25 protein-coding genes and 1 tRNA gene are annotated in these 23,573 nt (G+C 63.8%); 8 read left to right on the plus strand and 18 right to left on the minus strand.

Annotated features, from left to right (window positions below):
* Positions 1-796: 796 nt before the first annotated feature.
* The 9 genes from AC3WJR_RS06280 to AC3WJR_RS06320 all read right to left on the minus strand — a co-directional run bounded on the left by AC3WJR_RS06280 (position 797) and on the right by AC3WJR_RS06320 (position 8,836).
* Positions 797-1,426 carry an SOS response-associated peptidase gene (locus AC3WJR_RS06280; protein WP_492724185.1) on the minus strand — a complete coding sequence of 210 codons (630 nt, stop codon included), beginning with the start codon at positions 1,424-1,426 and terminating at the stop codon, positions 797-799.
* A 141-nt stretch (positions 1,427-1,567) separates the two neighbouring features.
* Entirely contained in the window at positions 1,568-2,059 is a 492-nt protein-coding gene (locus AC3WJR_RS06285; protein WP_492723239.1) for a HupA family protein, read from the minus strand.
* A gap of 409 nt (positions 2,060-2,468) precedes the next feature.
* A complete protein-coding gene (locus AC3WJR_RS06290) occupies positions 2,469-2,792 on the minus strand; it encodes a hypothetical protein (RefSeq protein WP_492723241.1) in 324 nt (107 codons plus the stop codon).
* A gap of 26 nt (positions 2,793-2,818) precedes the next feature.
* Positions 2,819-2,894 (minus strand) — tRNA-Lys (locus tag AC3WJR_RS06295).
* Positions 2,895-3,003: 109 nt separating this feature from the next.
* A complete protein-coding gene (rodA, locus tag AC3WJR_RS06300; RefSeq protein ID WP_492723243.1) occupies positions 3,004-4,119 on the minus strand; it encodes a rod shape-determining protein RodA in 1,116 nt (371 codons plus the stop codon).
* Entirely contained in the window at positions 4,116-6,182 is a 2,067-nt protein-coding gene (gene mrdA / locus AC3WJR_RS06305) for a penicillin-binding protein 2 (protein WP_492724186.1), read from the minus strand. Before mrdA ends, rodA begins: the two co-directional genes overlap by 4 nt.
* A 29-nt stretch (positions 6,183-6,211) precedes the next feature.
* A complete protein-coding gene (gene mreD, locus AC3WJR_RS06310; RefSeq protein ID WP_492723245.1) occupies positions 6,212-6,721 on the minus strand; it encodes a rod shape-determining protein MreD in 510 nt (169 codons plus the stop codon).
* Entirely contained in the window at positions 6,718-7,650 is a 933-nt protein-coding gene (locus AC3WJR_RS06315; RefSeq protein ID WP_492723248.1) for a rod shape-determining protein MreC, read from the minus strand. Before AC3WJR_RS06315 ends, mreD begins: the two co-directional genes overlap by 4 nt.
* 139 nt (positions 7,651-7,789) lie before the next feature.
* On the minus strand, positions 7,790-8,836 hold the full coding sequence (locus AC3WJR_RS06320) for a rod shape-determining protein (protein WP_010163754.1): 1,047 nt from the start codon (positions 8,834-8,836) through the stop codon (positions 7,790-7,792).
* A gap of 158 nt (positions 8,837-8,994) precedes the next feature.
* Between AC3WJR_RS06320 and mutL the strand changes: the two genes are divergently transcribed.
* Entirely contained in the window at positions 8,995-10,821 is a 1,827-nt protein-coding gene (gene mutL, locus AC3WJR_RS06325) for a DNA mismatch repair endonuclease MutL (RefSeq protein WP_492723250.1), read from the plus strand.
* Positions 10,787-11,047, plus strand: a complete 261-nt coding sequence (locus AC3WJR_RS06330; RefSeq protein ID WP_492723252.1) for a hypothetical protein — start codon at positions 10,787-10,789, stop codon at positions 11,045-11,047. The genes mutL and AC3WJR_RS06330 overlap by 35 nt, the downstream gene beginning before the upstream one ends.
* 97 nt (positions 11,048-11,144) lie before the next feature.
* On the opposite strand, the gene rplI is transcribed toward AC3WJR_RS06330, so the two are convergent.
* The 3 genes from rplI to rpsF are packed head-to-tail and all read right to left on the minus strand — an operon-like array spanning position 11,145 to position 12,426.
* Positions 11,145-11,750, minus strand: coding sequence for a 50S ribosomal protein L9 (gene rplI, locus AC3WJR_RS06335; protein WP_354281088.1), 606 nt, complete (start codon positions 11,748-11,750; stop codon positions 11,145-11,147).
* Between the two features lie 12 nt (positions 11,751-11,762).
* On the minus strand, positions 11,763-11,987 hold the full coding sequence (gene rpsR, locus AC3WJR_RS06340) for a 30S ribosomal protein S18 (protein ID WP_010163758.1): 225 nt from the start codon (positions 11,985-11,987) through the stop codon (positions 11,763-11,765).
* Between the two features lie 13 nt (positions 11,988-12,000).
* Complete coding sequence (rpsF, locus tag AC3WJR_RS06345; RefSeq protein WP_026046601.1) at positions 12,001-12,426, minus strand: 30S ribosomal protein S6; 426 nt, start codon at positions 12,424-12,426, stop codon at positions 12,001-12,003.
* A gap of 681 nt (positions 12,427-13,107) precedes the next feature.
* On the opposite strand from rpsF, the gene AC3WJR_RS06350 reads away from it, so the two are divergent.
* A complete protein-coding gene (locus tag AC3WJR_RS06350) occupies positions 13,108-13,671 on the plus strand; it encodes a helix-turn-helix transcriptional regulator (protein ID WP_354281086.1) in 564 nt (187 codons plus the stop codon).
* A 38-nt stretch (positions 13,672-13,709) separates the two neighbouring features.
* Here the strand turns inward: AC3WJR_RS06350 and AC3WJR_RS06355 are convergent, their stop codons facing one another.
* Positions 13,710-14,087 carry an RcnB family protein gene (locus AC3WJR_RS06355; protein WP_354281084.1) on the minus strand — a complete coding sequence of 126 codons (378 nt, stop codon included), beginning with the start codon at positions 14,085-14,087 and terminating at the stop codon, positions 13,710-13,712.
* A 184-nt stretch (positions 14,088-14,271) separates the two neighbouring features.
* On the opposite strand from AC3WJR_RS06355, the gene fabD reads away from it, so the two are divergent.
* The 5 genes from fabD to mltG all read left to right on the plus strand — a co-directional run bounded on the left by fabD (position 14,272) and on the right by mltG (position 18,679).
* Entirely contained in the window at positions 14,272-15,207 is a 936-nt protein-coding gene (gene fabD / locus AC3WJR_RS06360; RefSeq protein WP_492723255.1) for an ACP S-malonyltransferase, read from the plus strand.
* Between the two features lie 12 nt (positions 15,208-15,219).
* On the plus strand, positions 15,220-15,960 hold the full coding sequence (fabG, locus tag AC3WJR_RS06365; protein ID WP_492723257.1) for a 3-oxoacyl-[acyl-carrier-protein] reductase: 741 nt from the start codon (positions 15,220-15,222) through the stop codon (positions 15,958-15,960).
* Positions 15,961-16,086: 126 nt separating this feature from the next.
* Positions 16,087-16,323, plus strand: a complete 237-nt coding sequence (locus AC3WJR_RS06370) for an acyl carrier protein (protein WP_354281080.1) — start codon at positions 16,087-16,089, stop codon at positions 16,321-16,323.
* Between the two features lie 123 nt (positions 16,324-16,446).
* A complete protein-coding gene (gene fabF / locus AC3WJR_RS06375) occupies positions 16,447-17,706 on the plus strand; it encodes a beta-ketoacyl-ACP synthase II (protein ID WP_354281079.1) in 1,260 nt (419 codons plus the stop codon).
* Between the two features lie 7 nt (positions 17,707-17,713).
* Complete coding sequence (gene mltG / locus AC3WJR_RS06380; RefSeq protein ID WP_492723259.1) at positions 17,714-18,679, plus strand: endolytic transglycosylase MltG; 966 nt, start codon at positions 17,714-17,716, stop codon at positions 18,677-18,679.
* 96 nt (positions 18,680-18,775) lie between these two features.
* On the opposite strand, the gene AC3WJR_RS06385 is transcribed toward mltG, so the two are convergent.
* From AC3WJR_RS06385 to pgl, 5 genes are all read right to left on the minus strand, one after another.
* On the minus strand, positions 18,776-19,009 hold the full coding sequence (locus AC3WJR_RS06385; protein WP_354281076.1) for a hypothetical protein: 234 nt from the start codon (positions 19,007-19,009) through the stop codon (positions 18,776-18,778).
* Positions 19,010-19,190: 181 nt separating this feature from the next.
* Complete coding sequence (gene eda / locus AC3WJR_RS06390; RefSeq protein ID WP_492723261.1) at positions 19,191-19,805, minus strand: bifunctional 4-hydroxy-2-oxoglutarate aldolase/2-dehydro-3-deoxy-phosphogluconate aldolase; 615 nt, start codon at positions 19,803-19,805, stop codon at positions 19,191-19,193.
* On the minus strand, positions 19,802-20,770 hold the full coding sequence (gene glk / locus AC3WJR_RS06395; RefSeq protein WP_492723262.1) for a glucokinase: 969 nt from the start codon (positions 20,768-20,770) through the stop codon (positions 19,802-19,804). The genes eda and glk overlap by 4 nt, the downstream gene beginning before the upstream one ends.
* A 105-nt stretch (positions 20,771-20,875) precedes the next feature.
* Positions 20,876-22,693 carry a phosphogluconate dehydratase gene (edd, locus tag AC3WJR_RS06400; RefSeq protein WP_492723264.1) on the minus strand — a complete coding sequence of 606 codons (1,818 nt, stop codon included), beginning with the start codon at positions 22,691-22,693 and terminating at the stop codon, positions 20,876-20,878.
* Between the two features lie 115 nt (positions 22,694-22,808).
* Positions 22,809-23,525, minus strand: coding sequence for a 6-phosphogluconolactonase (gene pgl / locus AC3WJR_RS06405; protein WP_492723265.1), 717 nt, complete (start codon positions 23,523-23,525; stop codon positions 22,809-22,811).
* Positions 23,526-23,573 lie beyond the last annotated feature (48 nt).

Raw genomic sequence — 23,573 nt, forward strand, 5'->3', positions numbered from 1 at the left:
TCCCAGTTGCTCGCCGGTTGAAAGCGCGCAACCTGCGGTACTGTGGGGGTCGGGGTAGGGCGGGTTTGGTGGGAATGACGTATGCACACGGTCAGACGTCGCATCGTGCCTGTTCGCAAGCATCCGTTCGCGGTCGACCAAGCGTGCACGGCGCGTAGCCGATGCGAGGATGGTTCACCTTTCGGTAAGCCGGGCGTGCGACTGTGTGGTTGGATATTCGGGAGGGTCGCAATGCACCAGTTGATCGTCGCTGCTGCCGTCGTATTCCCGCTCATGGCCGGCGCTCTGGTAGCGTGGATCGCGCAGTTCGAGGGCCGGGGATAGACGAACCGACATCGAGGACGATGCTGGGATCACTAGGCTCTGCGGTGTGAACCACCGAAAACCTGGGTGGCTAGCGCGAGTCAGACCCTACCGAACAGTTTGAGTTGAAAGAGACGGTGAAGCATTCTGGCCTGATGAAGAGCGATGCGCGTCGCCACACTGTCGAGTGGCAAACGACATTTCACCGCCCAAATTCATTCGCTAGTGACCTCACCATTGTTCCGATCCGCGGGCTGCAGTGCTGCGGCCTTCGCTGCAATACGCTCATCTCGTGTCGCTAACGCGGCATAAGCGTCGGCTGACCGCTGTTCCCGAATCCGAACGTTCTCCAGCGTTGCTGACGTTGCGGCCGCCTGGGCGATCTCCGCATTCTCTCGGTTCGTTTTAAACGCCATCGCACGGTCCCCTTCAACACGACATCTAGGAGGTCACCCAAGGTTTTGCCATCCTGGGCAACGCCACACGGCCACATTCAGGCATGGCGCGTTGGGAATACCGGCCCGCGAACCTTCATACGTTCGGCTGCGTAGGGTTGTTGCAGGGCCACAACGTCGTCGTAGCTGCCGCGCAACCAACGATCGTGGTCCTCTGGGTTCAGGACGGTGATCATCGCTTTCGGATGGATCGGCGCAACGAGGTCGTTTGGGTTACACGTCACCATGGTGAAGCCATTGCCCTTGGCGGTTGGCTGCCAGAAGCCGGCGACGGCGAACAGCGGCTGATCGGTTACCTGGAACCACATTTCCCCCTTTAGCGGCTTCTTGCCGTCACCAAGATCGTGCGCCTCCGGTGTCCATTCGCAGAACTCGCTCAGCGGCACCAAACAGCGGTTTTCCGGCTTAGCGGCGAGGGCGCGCCACTGCGCTAGGCCAAGGTTGCGCACGTTTGTCATCGGCCACGCCGCACCACCGCCAAGAACGTCCCAACGCATCACATCCAGGTGTCGACCGCGATCCGTCTCGCGGATCACGTAAGCCCGGCTACGGGGCATGAGTTCGGTTGGATTGAAGCGATTGTCCATCGGGCGATCGACGGCGAAGATTGTCCCGAAGTGCGTATGGAGCGCCTCGGGCTCGTAGCTGTTGCGTGCACGGTTACACATCATCGCAGCCTGCAACAGTTGCATCACGGTGTCGATACGACCCGGCCTGAGTATGGATCGATCGACGCCGATCGAACCCATCGCGGCAGCTGTGTTGCTGGCGGCATTTTCGTGTCGTTAAACCAAACGTCGAATTCGAACTCAGCTGCTGCGGCCCACGAGTACGCCGGGCAGATCATTCCCGTCGGCGTCGATCAGATTGAAAATCAGTCCGACTTCAACCGCCGAAGGACCGTAGAGTCTGCCGTGGAAGACGCCGATGTACGCCCCATCTGATGTACGCGCGACACCGTCTAGCCGACCCGTCGATGCGTCTAACGTGCCTTGGAAAGTTACACTCACGTCAATCGGTTTGCCGGTCAGGGCAACAGAGACCGATCCTGTCACGCGTCGGTTCATACCGTCGACGACTAGGGTCTGGCCTGTGGGCGATGTGCCTATCTGCGCGACAGTAACACGGTAGGTCGATGTAGCCGTTAGAGGCAACTCCGCTGCCAGCGTCGGCGCTCCAACCAAGGCATAGCGCGTAATCTGGACGGGCTTCACGAGCTCGTCCTGTCGTAGGTAGCTAACGTACATAGCATCTGACGATGCTCGATAGATACCAAGGGTCGCGCCGGATGTGGCGGTCATATAAGTGTAAATCAGATTTGCATCGGTCCTCGCCAGCGTTGCCCCCATCTGACCCGGTACGATCGTCGTTCCAAACGCAGATAAGGCTTGATTGGCGGCGATGTAGGTAATCGTCCCAGAGTCCAGGCCGCCATACGCGAGGTGAGCAGGGACTGTCTGAGTCGTACTCGCAGTAATGAGCCCGTCGAAAACGCGATCGCCCTGGAAGTCGAACGAAGTCCGGTAAGATATCGGGGTCGGGGTCGGCGTTGGGGTCGGCGCTGGTGCTGGGGGCGGTGTTGGTGTTGCGACCGGCGTGATCGGTGCTGTACCAGTTCCATCGGCGGCGCTGCCGTTATCCGACCCACACGAAGTCAGGGCCAACGCGACAACGGTGACGTAGAAACAACGCATAGCTACCCCTGGTAATCTAAGGAAAGTCCTCGGCCCTTTTGGGGGTACTAGCGCTCTCCTGCCAAACGTCCATAGCGCCATCTTCGACGTCGTCGGCCTGCCCAAAGATATGCCGGTCACCGGCTTCCGGCATGGCGGCATTGGCGACGTGGGCGAAGGCGAAGTGCGCCCGGTCTGCGGTCACAAGACGCTCGCTGTCAATCGAAGGCGAACGCCGAATAGGCGCGTCGGATCGCTGGCGGACGACGCAGCTATAACGCCGCGATCGGGTTTCTTGACGAAGCCAGAACGAAATGAGTGTGTCGGAAAGCGTGCCGGAGCGCTCGCGCGCTTCGACCAAAAACCTAACGATTTCAATATAAGGAGTGGTGGACGCACTTGGGCTCGAACCAAGGACCCGCTGATTAAGAGTCAGCTGCTCTACCAACTGAGCTATGCGTCCATTCCCGCTTGGTAGGGGCAGTGCCGAAGCGCTGTCGTTGCCGGGAGGCGGTCGGTTAGCAGTGTGGGCGGAGGTTGCAAACCCTTTTTTACACCGCACCGCAAAAAAACTACCAGCGCGTCTCTTTTCTGCGGTTTGATCGGTCGATCGACATCAGGATCCCCAGGCACAGCATGAAGGTCATCTGGCTCGACCCGCCGTTGCTGATCAGCGGCAGCGGCACGCCGACCACCGGCGCCATGCCCATCACCATCGCCATGTTGATCGCGACATAATAGAAGATCGTCGCAGCCAGTCCCGCGGCGGTCAGCTTGGCGAAGCGCGATTGCGCCTGCAGCGCGGTCGACACGCCCCATTGCACGATCAGCACGAACGCGACGATCAACAGCACTCCGCCGACCAGCCCCCATTCCTCCATCATCGTCGCCAGTGCGAAGTCAGTGTGGCCCTCGGGAAGATAGTCCAGATGGCTCTGAGTGCCGTTGAGGAACCCCTTGCCGAAGATCCCGCCCGATCCGATCGCAATCTTGGACTGGCTGATGTGATAGCCGATTCCGAGCGGATCGCTTTCGGGATCGAGGAAGACGAGGATGCGGTTGCGCTGATATTCGTGCAGTACGAAGTTGAATGCGATCGGCACCGCCGCGCCGAGTGCGAGCGCTCCCCCGATAAACAAGCGCAGCGGGACGCCGGCGAGGAACATCACCGTGATCCCGCCGATCGTGATCATCAGTGCGGTACCGAGGTCGGGCTGTTTCATCACCAGCGCCGCGGGCAGCAGGATCAGGATCGCCGCGGGCCAGATCGCGCTGAACCGCCTGGTTTCATTGGGCGGCAGCATGTCGTAGAATTTGGCGCAGGCCAGCACGATGCACGGCTTCATCAGCTCGGATGGTTGCAGGCGCATGAACCCGACGTCGAGCCAGCGCTGGCCGCCGCCGCGCACCGCCCCGACCAGTTCGACCAGCACCAGCATGATGCACAGCAAGACATAGGCCGGCAGCGCGCCGGTCTGCCACCAGCGTTCCGGGACGCGCGCCAGCGCGAGTGCGCCGCCCAGCAGCATGAAGAAACGGATCCCCTGCGACATCGCCCACGGCTTGATGCTGCCGCCCGCGGCAGAATAGAGGATCAGGAGGTCGAAACACCCGATCGCCAGCACCAGCAGAATGATCTTCCACGGGAGCTGGATCAGCGGGGCGGGGACGATGCTGCGGCTGCTCATTCCAGGTCGTGCTCCGTGCTGCCCGACTCCGCAACCGTATTGCCCGCCGCCGCGGAGTTGGCGAGCGCCTCTGCCGCCGCTGCGTCGGCCGCCGCCGCGGCACGGACGGCAGGGGCGTCTGTCGGCGCGGGGGCACCGAGCTCGGTCTGGACCGCCGCGGGCTTGGGCGCATTGGCTGCGCGGTAAGCCGCGCTCTCGGCAGCCATGCGCGTACGAATGTCGCCGCCCCAGGTCGGCTCGGCCTCCGCCAGCGATGCGATCGCGCGGTCGCGGTCGAACAGCCACGTCATGATGTCGCGGCCGATCAACGGTGAATCGAGATTGCGTACGGTATGGCCGCCATGCTCCAGCACGACGCTGGCGGCGTACCGCGGATTGTCGGCTGGCGCGAAGCACACGAACAACGCGTGATCGCGTAGCTTGAACGGCAGCGACGCGTTCTTGAGCACGCCGGATCCACGCTCTGCCATCGAGATGCGGCGGACCTGCGCGGTGCCGGTCTTCGCCGCGATCGACACGCCCGGGATCAGCATGCGCGCCGCGCCGCCGGTGCCGCCTTGGTTGACGACGCCGTACATCGCGTCGCGGACCAGCGCGAGATGCGCGGCGTCATAGGGCAGGGGTGCCGCGTTATGATGGATCCGGCTGGCCAGAATGCTGGGTTCGAGGTGTTTGCCAGACGCCAGCCGAGCCGCCATCACCGCCAGTTGCAGCGGATTGGACAGCACATAGCCCTGGCCGATCGACGCGTTGAGCGAATCCGCAACGGTCCAGTCCGCCTTGTATTTCCGTAACTTCCACGCAGGATCCGGCATCGTGCCATAGCGTTGCGAACCGAACGGCAGGTCGAATTTCTGTCCCAGCCCGACCGTCCGCGCGATCGGCGCGATCCGGTCGTAGCCGAGCCGGCGGACCATCTCGTAGAAATAGATGTCGCAGCTCTGCATCACCGCATTCTTCATGTCGAGCGGACCGTGCCCACGCTTCTTGTGGCAATGGAACACCCCGGTCCCGAGCCGCATCGCGCCGGTGCAGTTGATCCGCTGACGCGGATCCACGCCCGCCTCGAGCAACGCCAGCGCGTTCATCGGCTTGACCGTCGATCCCGGCGGATACAGCCCCTGCAGAACCTTGTTCATCAACGGAACATGGTCGTTATCCGACAGCATCTTCCATTCGAGATGGCTGATCCCGTCGGAGAAGGCATTGGGATCATAGGCCGGCATCGAGACCATCGCGAGCATCTCGCCGGTCAGGCAATCGATCACGACGACCGATCCCGAATTGGTCCCCAGGCGCCGTGCGGCATATTCCTGCAACCCAGCGTCGATCGTAAGGCGCGTGTTCTGGCCGGGCTGGTCAGGCCGGGTAGCAAGCTCGGCGACCAGCTTGCCGCGCGCGGTTACCTCGACGCGCTTTTGTCCCGCGACGCCGCGCAAGGTCTTTTCCAGCGTTTTTTCAAGGCCATCCTTGCCGAGCTTGAATCCCGGTGTGACCATCAATTGATCGTGCGTCTGCTTGTACTGATCGGCCGAAGCCGCACCGACATAGCCCGTCAGATGCGCGACCGCCGCCGCAGCCGGATAGCTGCGCGAAAAGCCCCGCGTCGGGGCGACGCCCGGGAGCTCGGGCAGCCGCACGCTGACCGCGGCGAACCGCTCCCAGTCGAGGTTCTCGGCTACCTGCACGGGCTGGAAGCCCGCCGCATGGGCGAGGTCCGCATTGAGCCGTTCCATCTCCTCGGGCGGCAACCGCAGGATATCACGCAGCAACGCGAGCACACGGTCCTTGTCCTCGAGCCGGTCCGGGATGATGTCGACCCGGAAATCGGTACGGTTGTTGGCGATCGGCGCACCGTGGCGATCGACGATCCAGCCCCGCCGCGGCGGCACCAGCGTCATGTTGACGCGGTTGCTCTCCGACAGGGTGGTGTAATGCTCGTTCTCGGCCACCGACAGCCACGCCATGCGTCCCGCCAGCGCCAGACCCACCGCACCCTGGCCGAAGCCGAGCAGCACCGCACGCCGCGAAAAGCTGAAACTTTGCGCGGCTTCGGTCATCATCTTGTTCGAATTGCCGAAGGTCGGCCCGTTCACACCGTTTCCTCCTCGCGCGTGAGCATCGTGCAGATGCGCGTCGCGAGGGGAAACAACAAGGTGGTTACCGCAATCTGCAGCATCAAAAGCGTGTCGACGTGCGCGGCAAGCGGCGAAGCGACGAGCCGACCGAGGATCAGGCAGAAGCAAATCGACCCACCCGCGATCAGCCAGTCCTGCCAGAAATCGCGAAACACGACGCGTTGGTCGATCAGGTCGATCATGAAGAAGCACAAGGTCCAGAACAGCATCGCATTGCCCAGCGGTTGTCCACTCAGCAGATCGTCATACAGCCCGAGCGGTAACGCCGCCCATACCGGCAGGCTCAGCGGGCGCGACAGCCGCCAGCCGAGCAGCATCAGCAGCCCGAGCGGGGGAAACACCGGGAAGCTTGCGATCACGGGCCACACCGCGAAGGTGGAGGCGATCACGACCGACAGCGCGGGCACGAAGCGCGAGAAGCTCGTATCTGGTGGCTCGTCGAAGGGGCCGCGGATCTGGCTCATCGTGTGGCTGGCTTCGCAGCAGTCGGTGTGGGCTTTGGCTTGGGGGTCGGCTTGGGCGCGGGCTTGGGGACCGTCAGCGGGGGTGGGGCGGGCATGAAGGCGCGCTCGACCATCGCATAGTCGAGCGTGTCGGGCTGCGCATAGGTTCGCGCAAGACCGGCTTCGCGGCCACGGCGGATGACGTGCGCGACCGGAACGTCGGGGGGATAGATCCCGCCGATACCCGAAGTCACGAAGACGTCGCCCGGTCCGAACGGCGCGGTTGCGGTTGCGACCGAGCGGATGTCGACCAGCCCGTCGCCGCGCCCGGCCGCAAGCGCGGGCATGCCGTCGCGGGTCCGGCGGACCGGCACGACGCTTTCCGGATCGGTCAGCAACAACACGCGTGCGCTGTTGGGCCCCGTCTCCAGGACGCGACCCACCAATCCATCCGGCCCGACGACCGGCTGGCTCGATGCGACTCCCTGCCAGGATCCGGCATTGAGCACTGCGAAGCGACGCGTGCTTGTGGCCGACGAACTCACTAGGCGCGCAGTGACGACGGGCTCGGCGATGCGCTCGCGCAGCCGCAGCAGCGCGGTCAGGCGGCGATTCTCATAGCCGAGCGAACGCGCGCGCATGAACAGCGCGTGCTGGTCGCGCAGTTGCTTGTGCAGGCGCTCGTTCTCGGCCTTCACTCCGAAGTAACTGCCGACGCTTCCGGGAATTGCGCCGAACCACTGGCCGACGCTCGATAGGCCCGACGATATGGGCGTCGTCACTTCCGCGACGCTCGCGCGCAGGACCGCGAATGCCGGCGGATCGATCGCCGACAGCGCCAACAGCACCGCAGCGACCAGCGAACCGGCGGCGGCAATTACATAGCCGAGAAACAAACCATATTGCGCCCGCCGCGAAAAACCCGGGCGCCGATTGCGAGGCGGCGCCATGTTACCCCCATCCAAAGGCCCAAGGGCCGCCTGATGCTACGATCTGTAGCGATGGCCGTCTGCGCTGCGTAGGGTTTCGCGAACCCGTCCTCGCAAACGAACCATATGTCTCAAACAGCGACCACAGCCGCCGTACGCCTCATGCGCTGTGCAACACACCACGGTAGATCGGATCCTCGAGCGCACGCCCGGTGCCGAGCGCGACGCAGGTGAGGGGGTCGTCCGCGATTGTGACGGGCAGCCCGGTCTCGTCGCGCAGAACCTCGTCGATGCCCTTGAGCAGCGCGCCGCCGCCGGTGAGGACGATGCCCTGATCAACGATATCCGCTGCCAGCTCGGGCGCGGTATTCTCGAGCGCGATGCGGACACCCTCGACGATCTGGCCGACCGGTTCGCTGAGCGCCTCGGCGATCTGGCCCTGGTTGATCTGGATTTCCTTGGGCACGCCATTCACGAGATCTCGGCCCTTGACGTGGATCGTCAGGCCGATCCCGTCGAGCGGCGGTTTGGCGACGCCGACTTCCTGCTTGATCCGCTCCGCGGTCGCATCGCCAATCAGCAGGTTGTGGTTGCGACGGACGTAGGAGACGATCGCCTCGTCCATCTTGTCGCCGCCGACGCGCACCGACGTGGTGTAGGCGAGACCGCGCAGCGACAGCACCGCGACTTCGGTCGTGCCGCCGCCGATGTCGACGACCATCGAGCCGATCGGCTCGGTCACGGGCATGTCCGCCCCGATCGCGGCGGCCATCGGCTCCTCGATAAGCCAGACCTGCGACGCGCCAGCGTTCGACGCGGCATCGCGGATCGCGCGGCGCTCGACCGAGGTCGAACCCGAGGGAACGCAAATGACGATCTGCGGCCAGCGCATGAAGCGTCGCTGCCCGCCGTGAACCTTGCGGATAAAGTGGGCGATCATCTGTTCGGCCACGTCGATATCGGCGATGACGCCGTCGCGAAGCGGGCGGATCGCCTGAATGCTGTCCGGGGTCTTGCCCATCATCAGCTTGGCGTCGTCACCGACGGCCTTGACGCGCTTGACGCCGTTCAGCGTCTCGACCGCGACGACCGAGGGCTCGTTGAGCACGATGCCGCGCCCACGCAGATAGACGACCGTATTGGCGGTCCCCAAATCGATCGCCATGTCGTGCGAGGAAAAGCGAAAAAGATTCGAGAAAAAGCCCATGGATCGTTCCGTTTCACGCCGGGTGCGGTGGCTTCCGGCAGGTCGCATTTCGCCCCCGCGAAGTGCTTAAACCCATGGCTTTCAGAGCGACGCTCACGCCCTGGTTAAGTCACGGATACAGCTCGCGGGATGCCGTCGCTTGGGCTAGAGCTTAAGGCATGTCAATACGCCGCCTCCCCGAACATCTCGTCAATCGTATCGCTGCCGGTGAAGTGGTGGAACGGCCAGCCAGCGCGTTGAAGGAGCTGGTCGAGAATGCGATCGACGCGGGCGCGACGCGGATCGCGGTGCGGCTGGCGGGGGGCGGGACCGACCTGGTCGAAGTGACCGATGACGGCTGTGGGATGAACCCCGCCGACATGGCGCTCGCGCTCGAACGCCATGCGACGTCGAAGCTTCCGGACGAGGCGATCGAAGCGGTCAGCACGCTCGGTTTTCGCGGCGAGGCGTTGCCGTCGATTGCGAGCGTTGCGCGGATGACGCTCGAGAGCCGCATGCCCGGTGTGGAAGGTTGGTCGCGCGTGATCGACAATGGCGTGCTGGAGTCGGAAGGCCCCGCCGCGATCCCGCCGGGGACTCGGGTGCGGGTCGAGGCACTGTTCGCCCGCGTGCCGGCGCGGCGCAAGTTCCTGCGCTCGCCGCGCGCTGAGTTCGCGGCGTGCATGGACGTGGTGCGGCGTCTCGCGATGGCGCGGCCTGACGTCGGCTTCTCGGTCGAGCACGACGGACGGCGGTCGCTGTCCGTCAGCGCGGACGAGACCTTGCCCGACCGCGTCGCGGGGCTGACCGATCGCGGGCTGGTCGAGAATGGCGTGGGGATCGATTTCGTCCGTGAGGGGATCGGGCTTGGCGGGATTGCCGGGCTGCCGACCTTCAATCGCGGAATCGCGGATCACCAATATCTGTTCGTCAACGGGCGTCCGGTAAAGGATCGTCTGCTGATCGGCGCGATCCGCGGTGCCTATGCCGAGATGATGCCGCGCGACCGGCATGCGGTGGTGGCGCTGTTCCTCGACGTTCCGCCCGATGCGGTCGACGTCAACGTGCATCCGGCGAAGACCGAAGTGCGGTTTCGCGACCCCGCGCTGGTGCGCGGGCTGATTGTCAGCGGGTTACGCCGGGCCCTGGACGAGGCGGGGCATCGCAGCCAGCGCCCAACCGAGAGTGCGCTAGCGGCATGGACTCGAGAATCTAGCCCCTCCCCTTCAGGGGAGGGGTTGGGGTGGGGAAGTCCAGCAGAACTCCGGCTCGGTGAGACACCCCCCACCCCCCACCCCTCCCCTGAAGGGGAGGGGCTATCCTTGGATCAACGCTCCTACTCCCTCAACGACCGCCGCGCCTTCTTCACCCCACCCCCACTAGCCCGCGCCGAACCCGCCTACGCCCCACCCCCGGAAACGGTCGACTTCCCCTTGGGCGTAGCCCGCGGTCAGGTCGCCAAGACCTACATCGTCGCCGAGGCGCAGGACGGGCTGATCCTCGTGGACCAGCACGCCGCGCATGAACGCCTCGTGCTCGAACGGATGCGCAAGGCGATGGCGTCCGGCGGAGTCGCCAGTCAGGCGCTACTGCTCCCCGAAGTCATCGAGCTGGAGGAAACCGCCTGTGACCGGCTCGAGGCACGCGCTGCCGAGCTCAGCGACTTCGGCCTCGACCTCGACCGTTTCGGCCCGCGCGCAATGCTCGTCCGCGGTGTGCCTGCGATGCTCGGGCAGAGCGACGTCACCGGACTGGTGACCGATCTCGCCGACGAGCTCGCCGCGTTCGACGAGGCCTTGTCGTTGCGGGAACGACTCGATTACGTCGCCGCGACGATGGCGTGTCACGGTTCGGTGCGGGCAGGGCGGATCCTGTCGGTCGCCGAGATGAACGCGCTGCTCCGCGAAATGGAAGTCACCCCGCATTCGGGGCAGTGCAACCACGGGCGCCCAACATGGGTGAAGCTGGCGCATGGCGACATCGAACGGCTATTCGGCCGGAAATAGCCGCGGCTCGCTACTGTTCGTTTCGCGCGTGGTCGAGACGAACCGTGCGGGGGAAGGTGAAACCCGGCGTTTCGTTCATCTGGCGGACACAAATGCCGAGCGGTGCATTTACACGACAACAGCCCCCATCGCCGTATCGGATCTCCCCATGACCAAAGTTCTTCCCGTCGTCTTCGCCCTCATCCCGCTCGCAGCGCTTGTCGGGGCGTGCGCGGTCACCGGCTAAGCCTGACCCAAGTCGGCCGAGCGACACCCGGCAGACAAACGAAAAAGGGCCGCCCGGATCACTCCGGACGGCCCTTTTCGTATCGTAACCGAGTGACTTAAGCCGCGGCAGGTGCCTCAGCGTCGTCCTGGTTCGACGAAACCTCGGCGGTCGCGCCGGGCTCTGCGTTGGGATCGTAATCCTCAACGAAGCCAGCCTCGTCCTTTTCGAACATGGCTTCCATGACGTTGACGCCCTCGGCCTGCATCTTCGCCTCTTCGGGCGAGCGTGCAATGTTGACCTTGATCGTCACCGACACTTCCGGGTGCAGCGAAACCTTGACCTCATAGAGGCCAATGGCCTTGATCGGCTTGTTGAGCACGATCGCCGACTTCGACACCTTGTGGCCTTCGGCCTCGAGGATCTCGATCAGATCGCGAACCGCAACCGAGCCGTACAGCTGGCCGGTGTTCGATGCCTGACGGATCAACGTCACGGTCGTGCCGTCGATGTCCTTGGCTTCGACTTCCGCTTCCGAACGACGCGCTGCGTTCTCGGCAACGATGTTCTCGCGGTTCTTCTCGAAGACCTTGCGGTTGGCTTCGTTGGAGCGAAGCGCCTTCTTGTTCGGCAGGAGGAAGTTGCGGGCGAACCCGTCCTTCACCTTGACGACGTCGCCGATGTTGCCGAGCTTGTCGACGCGTTCCAGCAGGATGACATCCATCTCAGCCGCTCCTTACTTAACGATGTAGGGCAGAAGGCCCAGATGACGCGAACGCTTGATCGCCTGGGCGAGTTCGCGCTGCTTCTTAGCGCTCACCGAAGTGATGCGCGACGGGACGATCTTGCCACGCTCGGACACGAAGCCCTGGAGCAACCGGACGTCTTTGTAATCGATCCGGGGAGCGTCTTTTGCGGAGAACGGGCAGCTCTTGCGGCGGCGGAAAAATGGGCGTGCCATGGTCTATACGTCCTTATTCGCTATCGAAGTCACGACGCGGGCGGTCGCCACGGTCAGGACGATCGCCACGGCCTTCACGGCCGCCTTCGCGGTCGCCACGACGCTCACGGTCGCGCTCGGACTTGCGCATCATCACGGTCGGGCCCTCTTCGAGCGCGTCGACCTTGACGGTCATGTAGCGGATGATGTCTTCGTTGATCTGCGTCTGGCGCTCGAGCTCGGCGACGACACCGGCAGGGGCGTCGATTTCGAGCATCACGTAATGCGCCTTACGGTTCTTGGCGATCTTGTACGCCAGGCTACGCAGACCCCAGCTCTCGGTCTTGACGACCCGGCCTTCGTTATCGTTCACGATCTTGGTGGCGGTTTCCGCCAGGGCGTCCACCTGCGCTTGTGCCAGATCCTGGCGCGCAAGGAACACGTGCTCGTATAGAGCCATGTGTCTCGTCTCTCTCTTTTGGCCGATCGCTGACGCCGCACCATGCGGACGCCCCTCCGGCTGTCGTCTCGGGAATCACATACGACGACCATCTCTGGCCGCAGCACGGGCGAGCCCTTTGCCCGATCTGCCGCCTGAGCACAAGCAACATGTTTGGGGGTGCCGTGCTGGGTGTAACAAACCCTGCGGCGTAATCTGAAACGATTACAGCGTGGTGCGCATGGTATCGGGCGTTACTACTCCATCCTTAGTACAACCTATACACGATCTGCCGTATTTTTGTTTAATCGAGGGGAATGTAAGAGATGAAGGCAGGAGGGTTCCTTTAATGATCCTACTAATCCAGCTGTTCATCGGCACCACACTTTTCTCTCTGGGATTTGTCGTTGGCTGTTTTTGGAGTACAAACTTCGTTCGGGACAGGATGGAGCGCAACAACGCGCTGGGTGGGGGCGTACGAGTAGCCGATCCACAACACATACGGTCGAATGAACCGGTGTTTTCATTCGTGGGTGGGGAAAGGACTTCAGGTCAATGACGGCAAGAGTCGCAATTCGATCGGATCACTTACAGCTTTACCAAGCCTGTAATATCCATGCCCCGGTATCCGACCGATACCTGGCAACGTTTGACCTAGACGCCGACGGCGTATTGTTGGGCTGTAATGCGGTGGGCCAGCATATGCTCGACCGGGGGAATATCCTCCGCGGCGCATTGCAACACCCGGTTTCGTGGGCTTCGACCGATCTCAGCGAGAAGATGAACGCGGCGCTCGGCGAACGCGGGGGTGATGTCTTGCTGGTGTCGGTGATGGACACGACCGGCGCGCGTCATGCCATTCTCGTCGCGCGCGATACCGCGATCGGCACGTTTCGCGCATCGACCCGAACACGAATGGTCGTCCGCGACCTGCTCGCATGGGCCGAATCCGAGATCCTCGTGCCATCGCGCGTGTATCTTCTGACGGCGAGCGAGACGTCGCTGGCGCAGAGCCTTGTGATCGGTCGGTCGTTGACGACCCACGCCAAGCTGCGCGGATCGGTGGTGGCAACCGTTCGCAAGCAGTTGTCAGCGATCTTTGCCAAGACGGGGACGAGCCGTCAGGTTGAACTGGTCGCAACCTTGCTCGCCACAGCGGCACTGCATGACCCGTGGGCGACCGAAACCGCTACCCATGCCTTTGTTCCCCCCAGCCAGGCGGACCGTACCCTGATCCGCCGGCCAAATGCGCGGGTAAGCCATTGATCGGCTTACCCGCGGCTTTTTCGGCCAAAATGCAGGGATTAGTTGAACGCGCCCGACAGGACCGCGCCGACGATCCCGCCGCTGAGCGCGATCAACACCGCGTCATTGCCTGAACGAACCCAGCGATAGCCACGCGGTGGGGCATAGAGGCGCCGCGAACGGTACGTCCGCCAGTCGTTGATCTCCCGGTAGTTCGACGCGTAGCGACGATCGAACCGCTGCCCTTTTGCCCAGCGGCGATTGGGCTGCGCGACGTTGCGGCGGTTGACCGTCGTGCGCTTGGTCACCACCGTCCCGTTCGGGCGTTCGCGGACGACCGTGGTGGTCTGGCGCTGCTGCTGCGCTTCCGCGCTGGTCGCCGCAATCGGGCTAGCCGCCGCGGCAGTGGCGAGGATCGCGATGATCATCTTTCTCATGACAAACTCCTGTAACTCAACGGCGCCTTGCTCCCGGCGTCGCCCTCTATCTGGAGGGTCATTGTCGCGTATCCGTCCCGATCTTCGTCACAAATGGTCGCAAGATGTCGCGGCGATGTCGTATCCGTTCAGGTTGACGCGGGTTCGGTCGAAAGCCTAACCGCCCGGACAAAGGAGTGGTGCGATGCGAGCGTTTGTATTTCCGGGGCAGGGCAGTCAGGTCGTTGGCATGGGGCGCGCGCTTGCCGAGGCCAGCGCCGTGGCGCGTGCGGTGTTCCAGGAGGTCGACGATGCGCTGGGGCAGCACCTCTTCCGTCTGATGACCGACGGTCCCGAGGATCAGTTGCAACTGACCGAGAACGCGCAGCCCGCGATCATGGCGAATGCGATCGCGACCTTGCGCGTGCTGGAAGCCGACGGTGGCATCCGGTTGGCCGACAAGGCGGATTATGTCGCCGGCCATTCGCTCGGCGAATATAGCGCCTTGTGTGCGGCCGGTGCAGTCGACCTCGCCACCACGGCGCGCCTGCTCAAGTTGCGGGGGCAGGCGATGCAGGCGGCGGTCCCTGTCGGCATGGGGGCAATGGCTGCTTTGCTCGGCGCGGATGTCGATAAGGCGCGAGCGATCGCCGATGCCGCGGCGGAGGGCGAAGTCTGCACCGTCGCGAACGACAACGATCCCTCGCAGGTGGTCATCTCGGGGCACCGCGGCGCGATCGAGCGTGCGGTCGCGCTGGCGAAGGAGATGGGGGCCAAGCGCGCTGTCCTGTTGCCGGTCTCCGCGCCGTTCCATTGCCCGCTGATGCAACCCGCGGCGGACGCGATGGAACGCGCCCTTGCCGATGCGCGGATCGAGGCCCCGCTCGTACCGGTCTTTGCCAACGTAACCGCCGCGCCGGTCGCCGATGCCGACACGATTCGGCGGCTGTTGGTTGAGCAGGTGACCGGGATGGTCCGTTGGCGGGAATCGGTGCTGGCGATGGCGGACACCGGGGTCGAGCAGTTCATCGAATTCGGCGGCAAGGTGCTGACCCCCATGATCAAGCGCATTGCGCCGCAGGTCGAAACGACCAGCGTCGTGACGATGGACGATATCGAAGCGCTCGCAAAAGCGCTCTGACGGAGAAAGATGATGTTCGATCTTACGGGAATGACCGCGCTCGTCACGGGCGCATCGGGCGGGATCGGTTCCGCCATTGCAAAGTCCCTTGCGGCACAGGGCGCGCGACTGGCGGTGTCGGGATCCAACGTCGCCAAGCTGGAAGCCTTCCGCGACAGCCTGAACGGCGATCATGTCGCTTTGCCGTGTAATCTTTCGGACGGTGCGGCCGTCGATGCGCTCGTGCCCCAGGCAGTCGAGGCGCTGGGCGGCAAGCTCGACATTCTGGTCAACAATGGCGGTATCACGCGCGACAATCTTGTGATGCGGATGAAGGACGAGGAATGGGATGCGGTTATCCGCGTCAACCTCGAGGCAGCGTTCAGGCTGGCACGCGCCGCCGCGCGACCGATGATGAAGGCGCGGTTCGGCCGGATCGTCTCGATCACCTCGGTCGTGGGCACGACGGGCAACCCGGGCCAGGCCAATTATGCAGCGTCCAAGGGCGCGCTGACCGCCATGTCCAAGGCACTGGCACAGGAACTTGCCAGCCGCGGCATCACCGTGAACTGCGTTGCACCGGGCTTCATCGCCTCGCCGATGACGGATGGTCTGCCCGATGCCCAGAAAGACGCCTTGAATGCGCGGATTCCGATGGGAAAAATGGGCGAGGGCATGGATATCGGCGCAGCAGTCGTCTATCTCTCCAGTCGCGAAGCGGGCTATGTCACGGGGCAGACACTGCACGTCAACGGTGGCATGGCCATGATCTAAGCGCAGACGCCGCACGGTTCGCGGCGTTACCGTACCCGGGCGGGTGCCGGTTCCCCTTGCAAGGGGCCCGACCCCGTTCTAGGTGCGTTCAGGAATCAAGAACCCCCAGCTACAGAGGGACGGAATATGAGCGAGACCGCAGACCGCGTTAAGAAGATCGTCGTCGAGCATCTCGGCGTTGAAGCCGACAAGGTGACCGAAGATGCGAGCTTCATCGATGATCTGGGCGCGGACAGCCTCGACATCGTCGAGCTGGTGATGGCTTTCGAAGAAGAATTCGAAGTCGAAATTCCGGACGATGCCGCCGAGAAGATCACGACCGTCAAGGACGCGATCACTTTCATCGACGAGAACAAGGGCTGAGCGCCACGCCATCGGCGCGGCAGCAACGCTGACGACAGAAGCGGCTCCCCGTCCCAGGGCAAATGACCGGGGGCGGGGGGCCGTTTTCCATTTGGAAGACCAGAAATTCAACGGGAGATGGCCATGCGCCGTGTTGTCGTAACCGGTTTGGGGCTCGTGACGCCACTTGGCGCCGAGGTCGAAACGGTTTGGGCGAACTTGCTCGCCTCGAAATCCGGCGCTGGGCCGATCACGCGCTTCGATGCGTCGAACCAGAAGTGCCGCATCGCATGCGAGGTGAAGCCCGCCGATCATGCCTATGGGTTCGACCCCAATCTGCGTGTCGATCACAAGGTCCAGCGGCAGGTCGACCCCTTCATTATTTATGGCATCGATGCCGCAGGGCAGGCGCTCGAAGACGCCGGCCTGACCAACATGAGTGAGGCCGAACGCTATCGCGCCGGCTGCTCGATCGGTGCCGGGATCGGTGGTTTGCCGGGGATCGCCAGCGAATCACTGGTTTGCGAGAACAAGGGGCCTAGCCGCGTCTCGCCGCACTTCGTCCATGGTCGCCTGATCAACCTCATCACCGGCCAGGTTCAGATCAAATACGGACTGATGGGCCCCAATCATGCCGTCGTCACGGCTTGCTCGACCGGTGCGCATTCGATCGGCGATGCTGCGCGGATGATCGCGCTCGACGACGCCGACGTGATGCTCGCGGGCGGTGCCGAAGGTGCGATCTGCCCGCTCGGAATCGCCGGCTTCGCGCAGGCGCGCGCGCTCTCGACCGCGTTCAACGACCAGCCGGAGAAAGCGAGCCGTCCGTATGACGTCGCGCGTGACGGCTTCGTCATGGGCGAGGGCGCAGGCGTCGTCTGCCTCGAGGAATATGAGCACGCCAAGGCACGCGGCGCGAAAATCTATGCCGAGGTGATCGGCTACGGCATGTCCGGCGACGCCTATCACGTCACCGCGCCGCACCCGGAAGGTTCGGGTGCTTTCCGGTCCATGGAAATGGCGATGAAGCGGTCCGGGCTGCAACTGTCCGACATCGACTATATCAACGCGCATGGCACATCGACGCCGCTCGGTGACGAGCTCGAACTGGGGGCGGTCCGCCGTCTGTTCGGCAGCAACATCGACACGCTGTCGATGAGCTCGACCAAGTCGGCGATCGGGCATCTGCTCGGCGGTGCCGGTGCGGTGGAGAGCATCTTCTGCATTCTTGCACTGCGCGACCAGATCGTGCCGCCGACGCTCAACCTCGATAACCCGAGCGAGAGCTGCGAAGGCGTCGACCTCGTCCCGCACGTTGCCAAGCAGCGTTCGGTCAAGGCGGTGCTCAACAACTCGTTCGGCTTCGGTGGGACGAATGCCTCGTTGATCATGACGGCGGTCTGACCAGACAATGCGTCGGCTTGGCTGCCTCGGCTTAGGCGCGTTGCTGGTCGCGGCGCTGGCAATCTATAGCGTTGCGCAGATGTGGGGCGGGCGTGGCCCGCTCAACCGATCGATCTCGGTGCAAATCGCACCGGGATCGAGCCTGGCGGCGGTATCGCTCCAGCTCGAAAAAGCCGGTGCGATCGCATCGGCGGATCGGTTCAGAGTCCTTGCCCGCGTCTTCGGGTCGAGCGCGCCGGTCAAGGCGGGCGAGTACCGCATCCCACCACGGCTAAGCCAGGCCGACATCCTGAAGGTTTTGCAAGGGACCAAGACGGTCCAGCGGTTCGTCGTGGTGCCGGAGGGCTATCCGTCCGTCATGGTCAAGCAGGTGTTGGACCGTACAGCGGAACTGACCGGGACGATCGAATCGCCGTCCGAGGGCAGCATCCTGCCTGACAGTTATGCGTATCAGCGCGGTGAGTCGCGCGCGCAGATGGTCGAGCGGATGCAAGCGCCGATGACGCAGTACCTCGCGCAAGCATGGGCCAAGCGGAAGCCCAATCTGGTTGTCAAGACGCCCCGCGAGGCGCTGATCCTTGCATCGATCGTCGAGAAGGAAACCGGCAAACCCGCCGAGCGCCGGATCGTCGCGGCGGTTTATGCCAATCGGCTTCGGCAGGGGATGATGCTGCAGGCGGACCCGACGATCATCTATCCAATCACCAAGGGAAAGCCGCTAGGTCGCAAGATCCTGTTGTCCGAGGTGCGGGCGGTGAACGCGTATAACACCTATGCGATGACCGGTCTTCCCGCGGGGCCCATCTGCAATCCGGGGCGGGCCAGCATCGATGCGGTGCTCGATCCGGCGCAATCCAAAGCGTTGTATTTCGTGGCAGATGGTTCGGGGGGCCATGTGTTCGCCGACACGCTGGAACAGCATAATGCCAATGTCGTGAAATGGCGGGCCTACCGGCTCCAGCACGGGATCTGACCGGCAGGGCTATAGCGTTAGCCGCGGCATTGCCAGCGCAGCGGATGTGGGGGGAGCCGTACGCACCGGCTCAACCCCCACCAGATCAGTCCCGCCTTATTTGTTGATGCTGAAATAGTCCTTGCGGTGGGAATTGGTTTCACCCGGGGTCAGCTTCGGGGCGGCGGACATGGCTACGGCCGTGCCGGTCGCCGGCTTGAGGACGAACCACTCTGGCCGGTCGATAGCGATCAGAAACGCCAGCATGCTGATCCCGAAAACCAGAAACAACAATGATCCGCGCAGTGTGTCGTGCGGGCCTGGGCGGTCTTTGTCGTTCGGTCCGGACATGGGCAATCTCCTGGGGTGGTAGCCTCCAAGATAAGTCGCAAAAAAAGCCCTAGTTTAACCAGCACGTTAGTTTTTATTGCTGCGACGCAGCACATGTTGGGCGAAGACGAACGTCTTTGTCGTTACGGAACCACCCCAATCCGACCGCGTCACCCCGGAAACACGAGGCGACGCGGTATAATCACCCCCGCAAACCGTTTGCTGCGCGCGCCAGCGCCTCGACCTCGGCCATCGACGCGCCCTTCGGCGTCACCCAGCTGCCGCCGACACACAATACCGGCTTGAACGCGAGCCATTCGGGTGCGCTCTGTTCGGTGATGCCGCCGGTCGGGCAGAAGCTGCACTGATAGAAGGGCGCGGCCAACGCCTTCAGCGCCTTGAGCCCGCCATTTGCTTCGGCGGGGAAGAACTTAAAGTGCGTCAGGCCCAGGTCCAGCCCGGTCATTATATCCGCCGCATTGGCAATCCCCGGCAGGAACGGTACGCCGCTATCGATGATCGGGCGCGCAAGACGCTCGGTCAGGCCGGGCGATACGACGAATTCGGCACCAGCCTCCATCACCTGCGAAAACTGATCGGGGTTGACAACCGTACCGGCGCCCACGATCGCACCGGGGACCTTCTTCATTTCGCGGATCGCATCCAGTGCGGCGGGCGTCCGCATCGTGACTTCGAGGATGCGCAAGCCGCCCGCAACAAGCGCCTCCGCCAGCGGCCGCGCGGTCGCGGCGTCTTCGATGACGAGCACGGGAATGACCGCGCTGGTCTGCATGATATCGACGATCGTTGCGGTCATTGTGTGTGCTCCTGCGCATAGGCAGCCGCCGCGCCGAACAGGCCCGGTTGCGGATGGGTGATGAGTTTGACGGGGATCGCAGACATGCGGTTCTGGAACCGGCCCTTCGCGGCGAAGCGCTCGGCAAAGCCGGACCGGGTGAAATGCTCCTTCAACCGAAGCCCCAACCCGCCTGCGATGACGACGCCGTTCGCCCCATGCGCCAGCGCAAGGTCGCTCGCGACCGAACCCAGGCTCATGCAGAAGCGATCGACCGCGGTGACGGCAAGACTGTCCTCGCCCTGCAATGCCGCCGTCCAGATCGCCTTGTCGTCGAGCCGCGTGATCGAGCGATGCTCGATATCCGCCAGTGTCTCGTAGATCGCGACGATGCCGGGCCCCGAAACGATCCGCTCGGCTGAAACGCGGGTATACGCCTTGCGCAGGCGCTTCACCATCGCGTCTTCCAACGCATCGAGCGGCGCGAAGTCGATGTGGCCGCCTTCGGTTTCGATGACATGGTAGCGATCGTGCGTCCGCAGGACTTGCGCGACACCCAGGCCGGTGCCGGGGCCGCAGACCGTCAGGACGCCCGTTTGCGAAAACGGTACGTCCGGCCCGCACAGGTGGAGGAAGTCGTTGTGATCGACTTGAGCCACCGCCTGACCGACCGCGCCGAAATCGTTGATCAGAACGAACTCGTCGACCTTGAGCCGTTCCTTGATCAGCGGCGGGCGGATCACCCACGGGTTGTTGGTGAGTTTGATCACGTCGCCGCTGATCGGGGACGCGACCGCAATCGCTGCAGCACGTGGGAGCGGCTGGCCAAGCTTAGCGCCGAACGCCTCCCATGCGGTCTGGAACCCACCATATTCGGCGGTCTTGAGCGTCGTTGGCTCACCCAGCGAAACCACACGGCCTTCCGCAACCTCCGCCAGCGCGAAGCGGGCGTGCGTGCCGCCGATATCTACTGCAACGACCTGCATTCCATTCCTCTCTCTTCATCGACGCCGGGCTCCCCGACAGGAGGACGACGCCGCGAGTTCGCTTGAAAATCACGCCCGCGCCACGCGAGCGCTCGGTTACACGTCCTACCAGCCCATGCCGGTCAACAAAGGCGACGCACCACGTTCGGCTTCGTTGGCATTCGAGCGGAACAGGCCGAACAGCTCACGGCCCATGCCGTCGATCTCGTTGGGCATCGTAACGGGCGCGCGCGCCGCCCACTCTGCCGGATCGACCCGAGCGAACAACTCACCCGTTTCAGCGTCCAGCCGGATCACGTCGCCGTCACGGACGCGGGACAGCGGACCATCCCCCAGTGCTTCGGGCGAACAATGGATCGCGCACGGCACCTTGCCACTTGCACCCGACATGCGCCCGTCGGTGACAAGCGCGACGCGGAACCCGCGGTTCTGCAACACCCCGAGCGGCGGGGTCAGCTTGTGCAGTTCGGGCATGCCGTTGGCACGCGGCCCCTGGAACCGCACTACGACAACGACGTCGCGGTCGAGTTCGCCCGCCTGGAACGCAGCCTGAACCGAAGCCTGGTCATGGAACACGCGTGCAGGCGCCTCGATCGTCCAACGATCGCGCTCGACCGCGGACACCTTGATGCAGGCACGACCGAGATTGCCGGTCAGGATGCGGAAACCGCCCTCGGGCGCGAACGGGGCTGCAGGCGTCCGCAGGATCGTTTCGTCACCGCTGGAACCTGGATCGACCCAACTCAGATGATCGGCCTCGATAACCGGCTTGCGGCCATAGGCTTCGAGACTGTCCCCCGCGACGGTCATCAGATCGCCGTGAAGCATCCCCGCGGCAATCAATTCGCGGATCACGAATGGCATCCCGCCCGCAGCCTCGAACCCGTTCACGTCCGCCGACCCGTTGGGATACACGCGCGTGATCAGCGGAACGGCCTTGGACAGGCGATCGAAATCCTCCCAGTCGAGCACGATGCCCGCGCACGCAGCGATCGCGGGAAGATGGAGCAGATGGTTGGTCGACCCACCCGTCGCGAGCAGTCCGATCGCCGCGTTGACGATCGCCTTCTCGTCGACGCAAAGCCCGAGCGGACGGTAATTGTCGCCATGCCATCCGTTGGCGGCAAGCCGGTGAACGGCCCCACGCGTCAGTTCCTGGCGAAGCTTGGTGCCTGGATTAACGAACGCCGCGCCGGGCATGTGGAGGCCCATCACCTCCATCATCATCTGGTTCGAATTGGCGGTGCCGTAGAAGGTGCAGGTGCCCTTCGAGTGATACGCGCCGATCTCCGCCTCGAGCAGCGCGTCGCGCCCTACCTTGCCCTCGGCAAAGGCTTCGCGGACCGCGGCCTTCTCTTTGTTGGGAAGTCCCGACGGCATCGGACCCGCCGGGATCAGCACCATCGGCAGATGCCCGAAGCGCAGCGCGCCCATCAGCAGACCCGGAACGATCTTGTCGCAAATGCCGAGCAGGGCGGCACCTTCGAACATGCCGTGGCTCAGCGCGATCGCCGTCGACAGCGCGATCGTGTCGCGGCTGAACAGCGACAGCTCCATGCCGGGATACCCCTGCGTGACGCCATCGCACATCGCGGGCACGCCGCCCGCGACCTGCGCGGTCGCACCGGCTTCACGTGCCCAGACCTTCATCTGTTCCGGATAGCGATAGTAAGGCGCATGCGCGGACAGCATGTCGTTATACGACGTCACGATCCCGATGTTCATCGCCTTCCCGCCGGTTAGTGCGGGACGATCCTCCTCGGTGCCGGCATAGGCGTGCGCCGCATTCGCACAGCCCATTGCCGGACGCTCGATATGCGTATCGCGCGCACGGCCAATCAACCCGAGATAGGCTTCTCGCGTTGCCTTGGACCGGCTGATGACGCGATCGGTGACCGCGGCGATTTCGGGATGCAATGTCATGCGATCGATCCTTCTTCCGTTCGAGCCGAGCCATTCCCAGCACCGTCTGTCCGGGAAGCGCGCTGCGTCCCTGGCAGAAACGTGTCGACCATCTCGGCGCGAACGGAACGGCGCATCATGCAGCCGCCCAGTGAATGTCGACGGGAAGCTCGGCGTCCGCCAGCACGCGACCGATCGGATAGGCCGACGACGGCCCCTGCTTGATCGCCTTTTCGATCACCGTCTTCTTGGCGTCGCCCGTCACCGCGATGATCAGCGCGCGCGCTGAGACGATCGCGGCCCGGCTGAGCGTGACGCGCGCAACGGGGGCTTCCGAGGGTAATGGATCAGGCATCACGCCGACCGCGCGGCGCTCGTTCGGGCCGGACAGCGCCTCGTCGAAGTCGGGGCCGGGGAAGATCGAGGCGGTGTGCCCGTCCGCGCCAACGCCGAGCAGGCACAGGTCGAGCGGCCAGTGCAGATCCTGCATCAGCGCATCGGCCGAGCGACCCGCGGCCTTGTAATCGGCGGTTGCATTGGGAACGATCGGCATCACCCGCGCACCCTTGGGCAGGAAAGTCTTGGCGATCATCGTCACGTTCGACAGCGCGTCGCCCAGTGGCACGATCCGCTCGTCGGTCGGCACGATCGTCACGCGCTTCCAGTCGATCTTGGCCTTGGCGAGCCGTTCGTAGATCGGGATCGGCGTCTTGCCCCCCGACAGCGCGATGACTGCGGCGCCGCGTGCGTCGATTGCGGCATCGATGATGAAACCGATGTCGCCCGCGACGGCATCCGCCATCTCGTCGGCATCCTCATAATCCCACCATTCGATTTCTTCGCTCATCATCATTCTCCGTTGGGTGTTCCTGCAAATCCAGGGCCCAAATTGCGGGGGCAG

The organism is Sphingomonas sp. FW306-05-A, assembly GCF_058782275.1.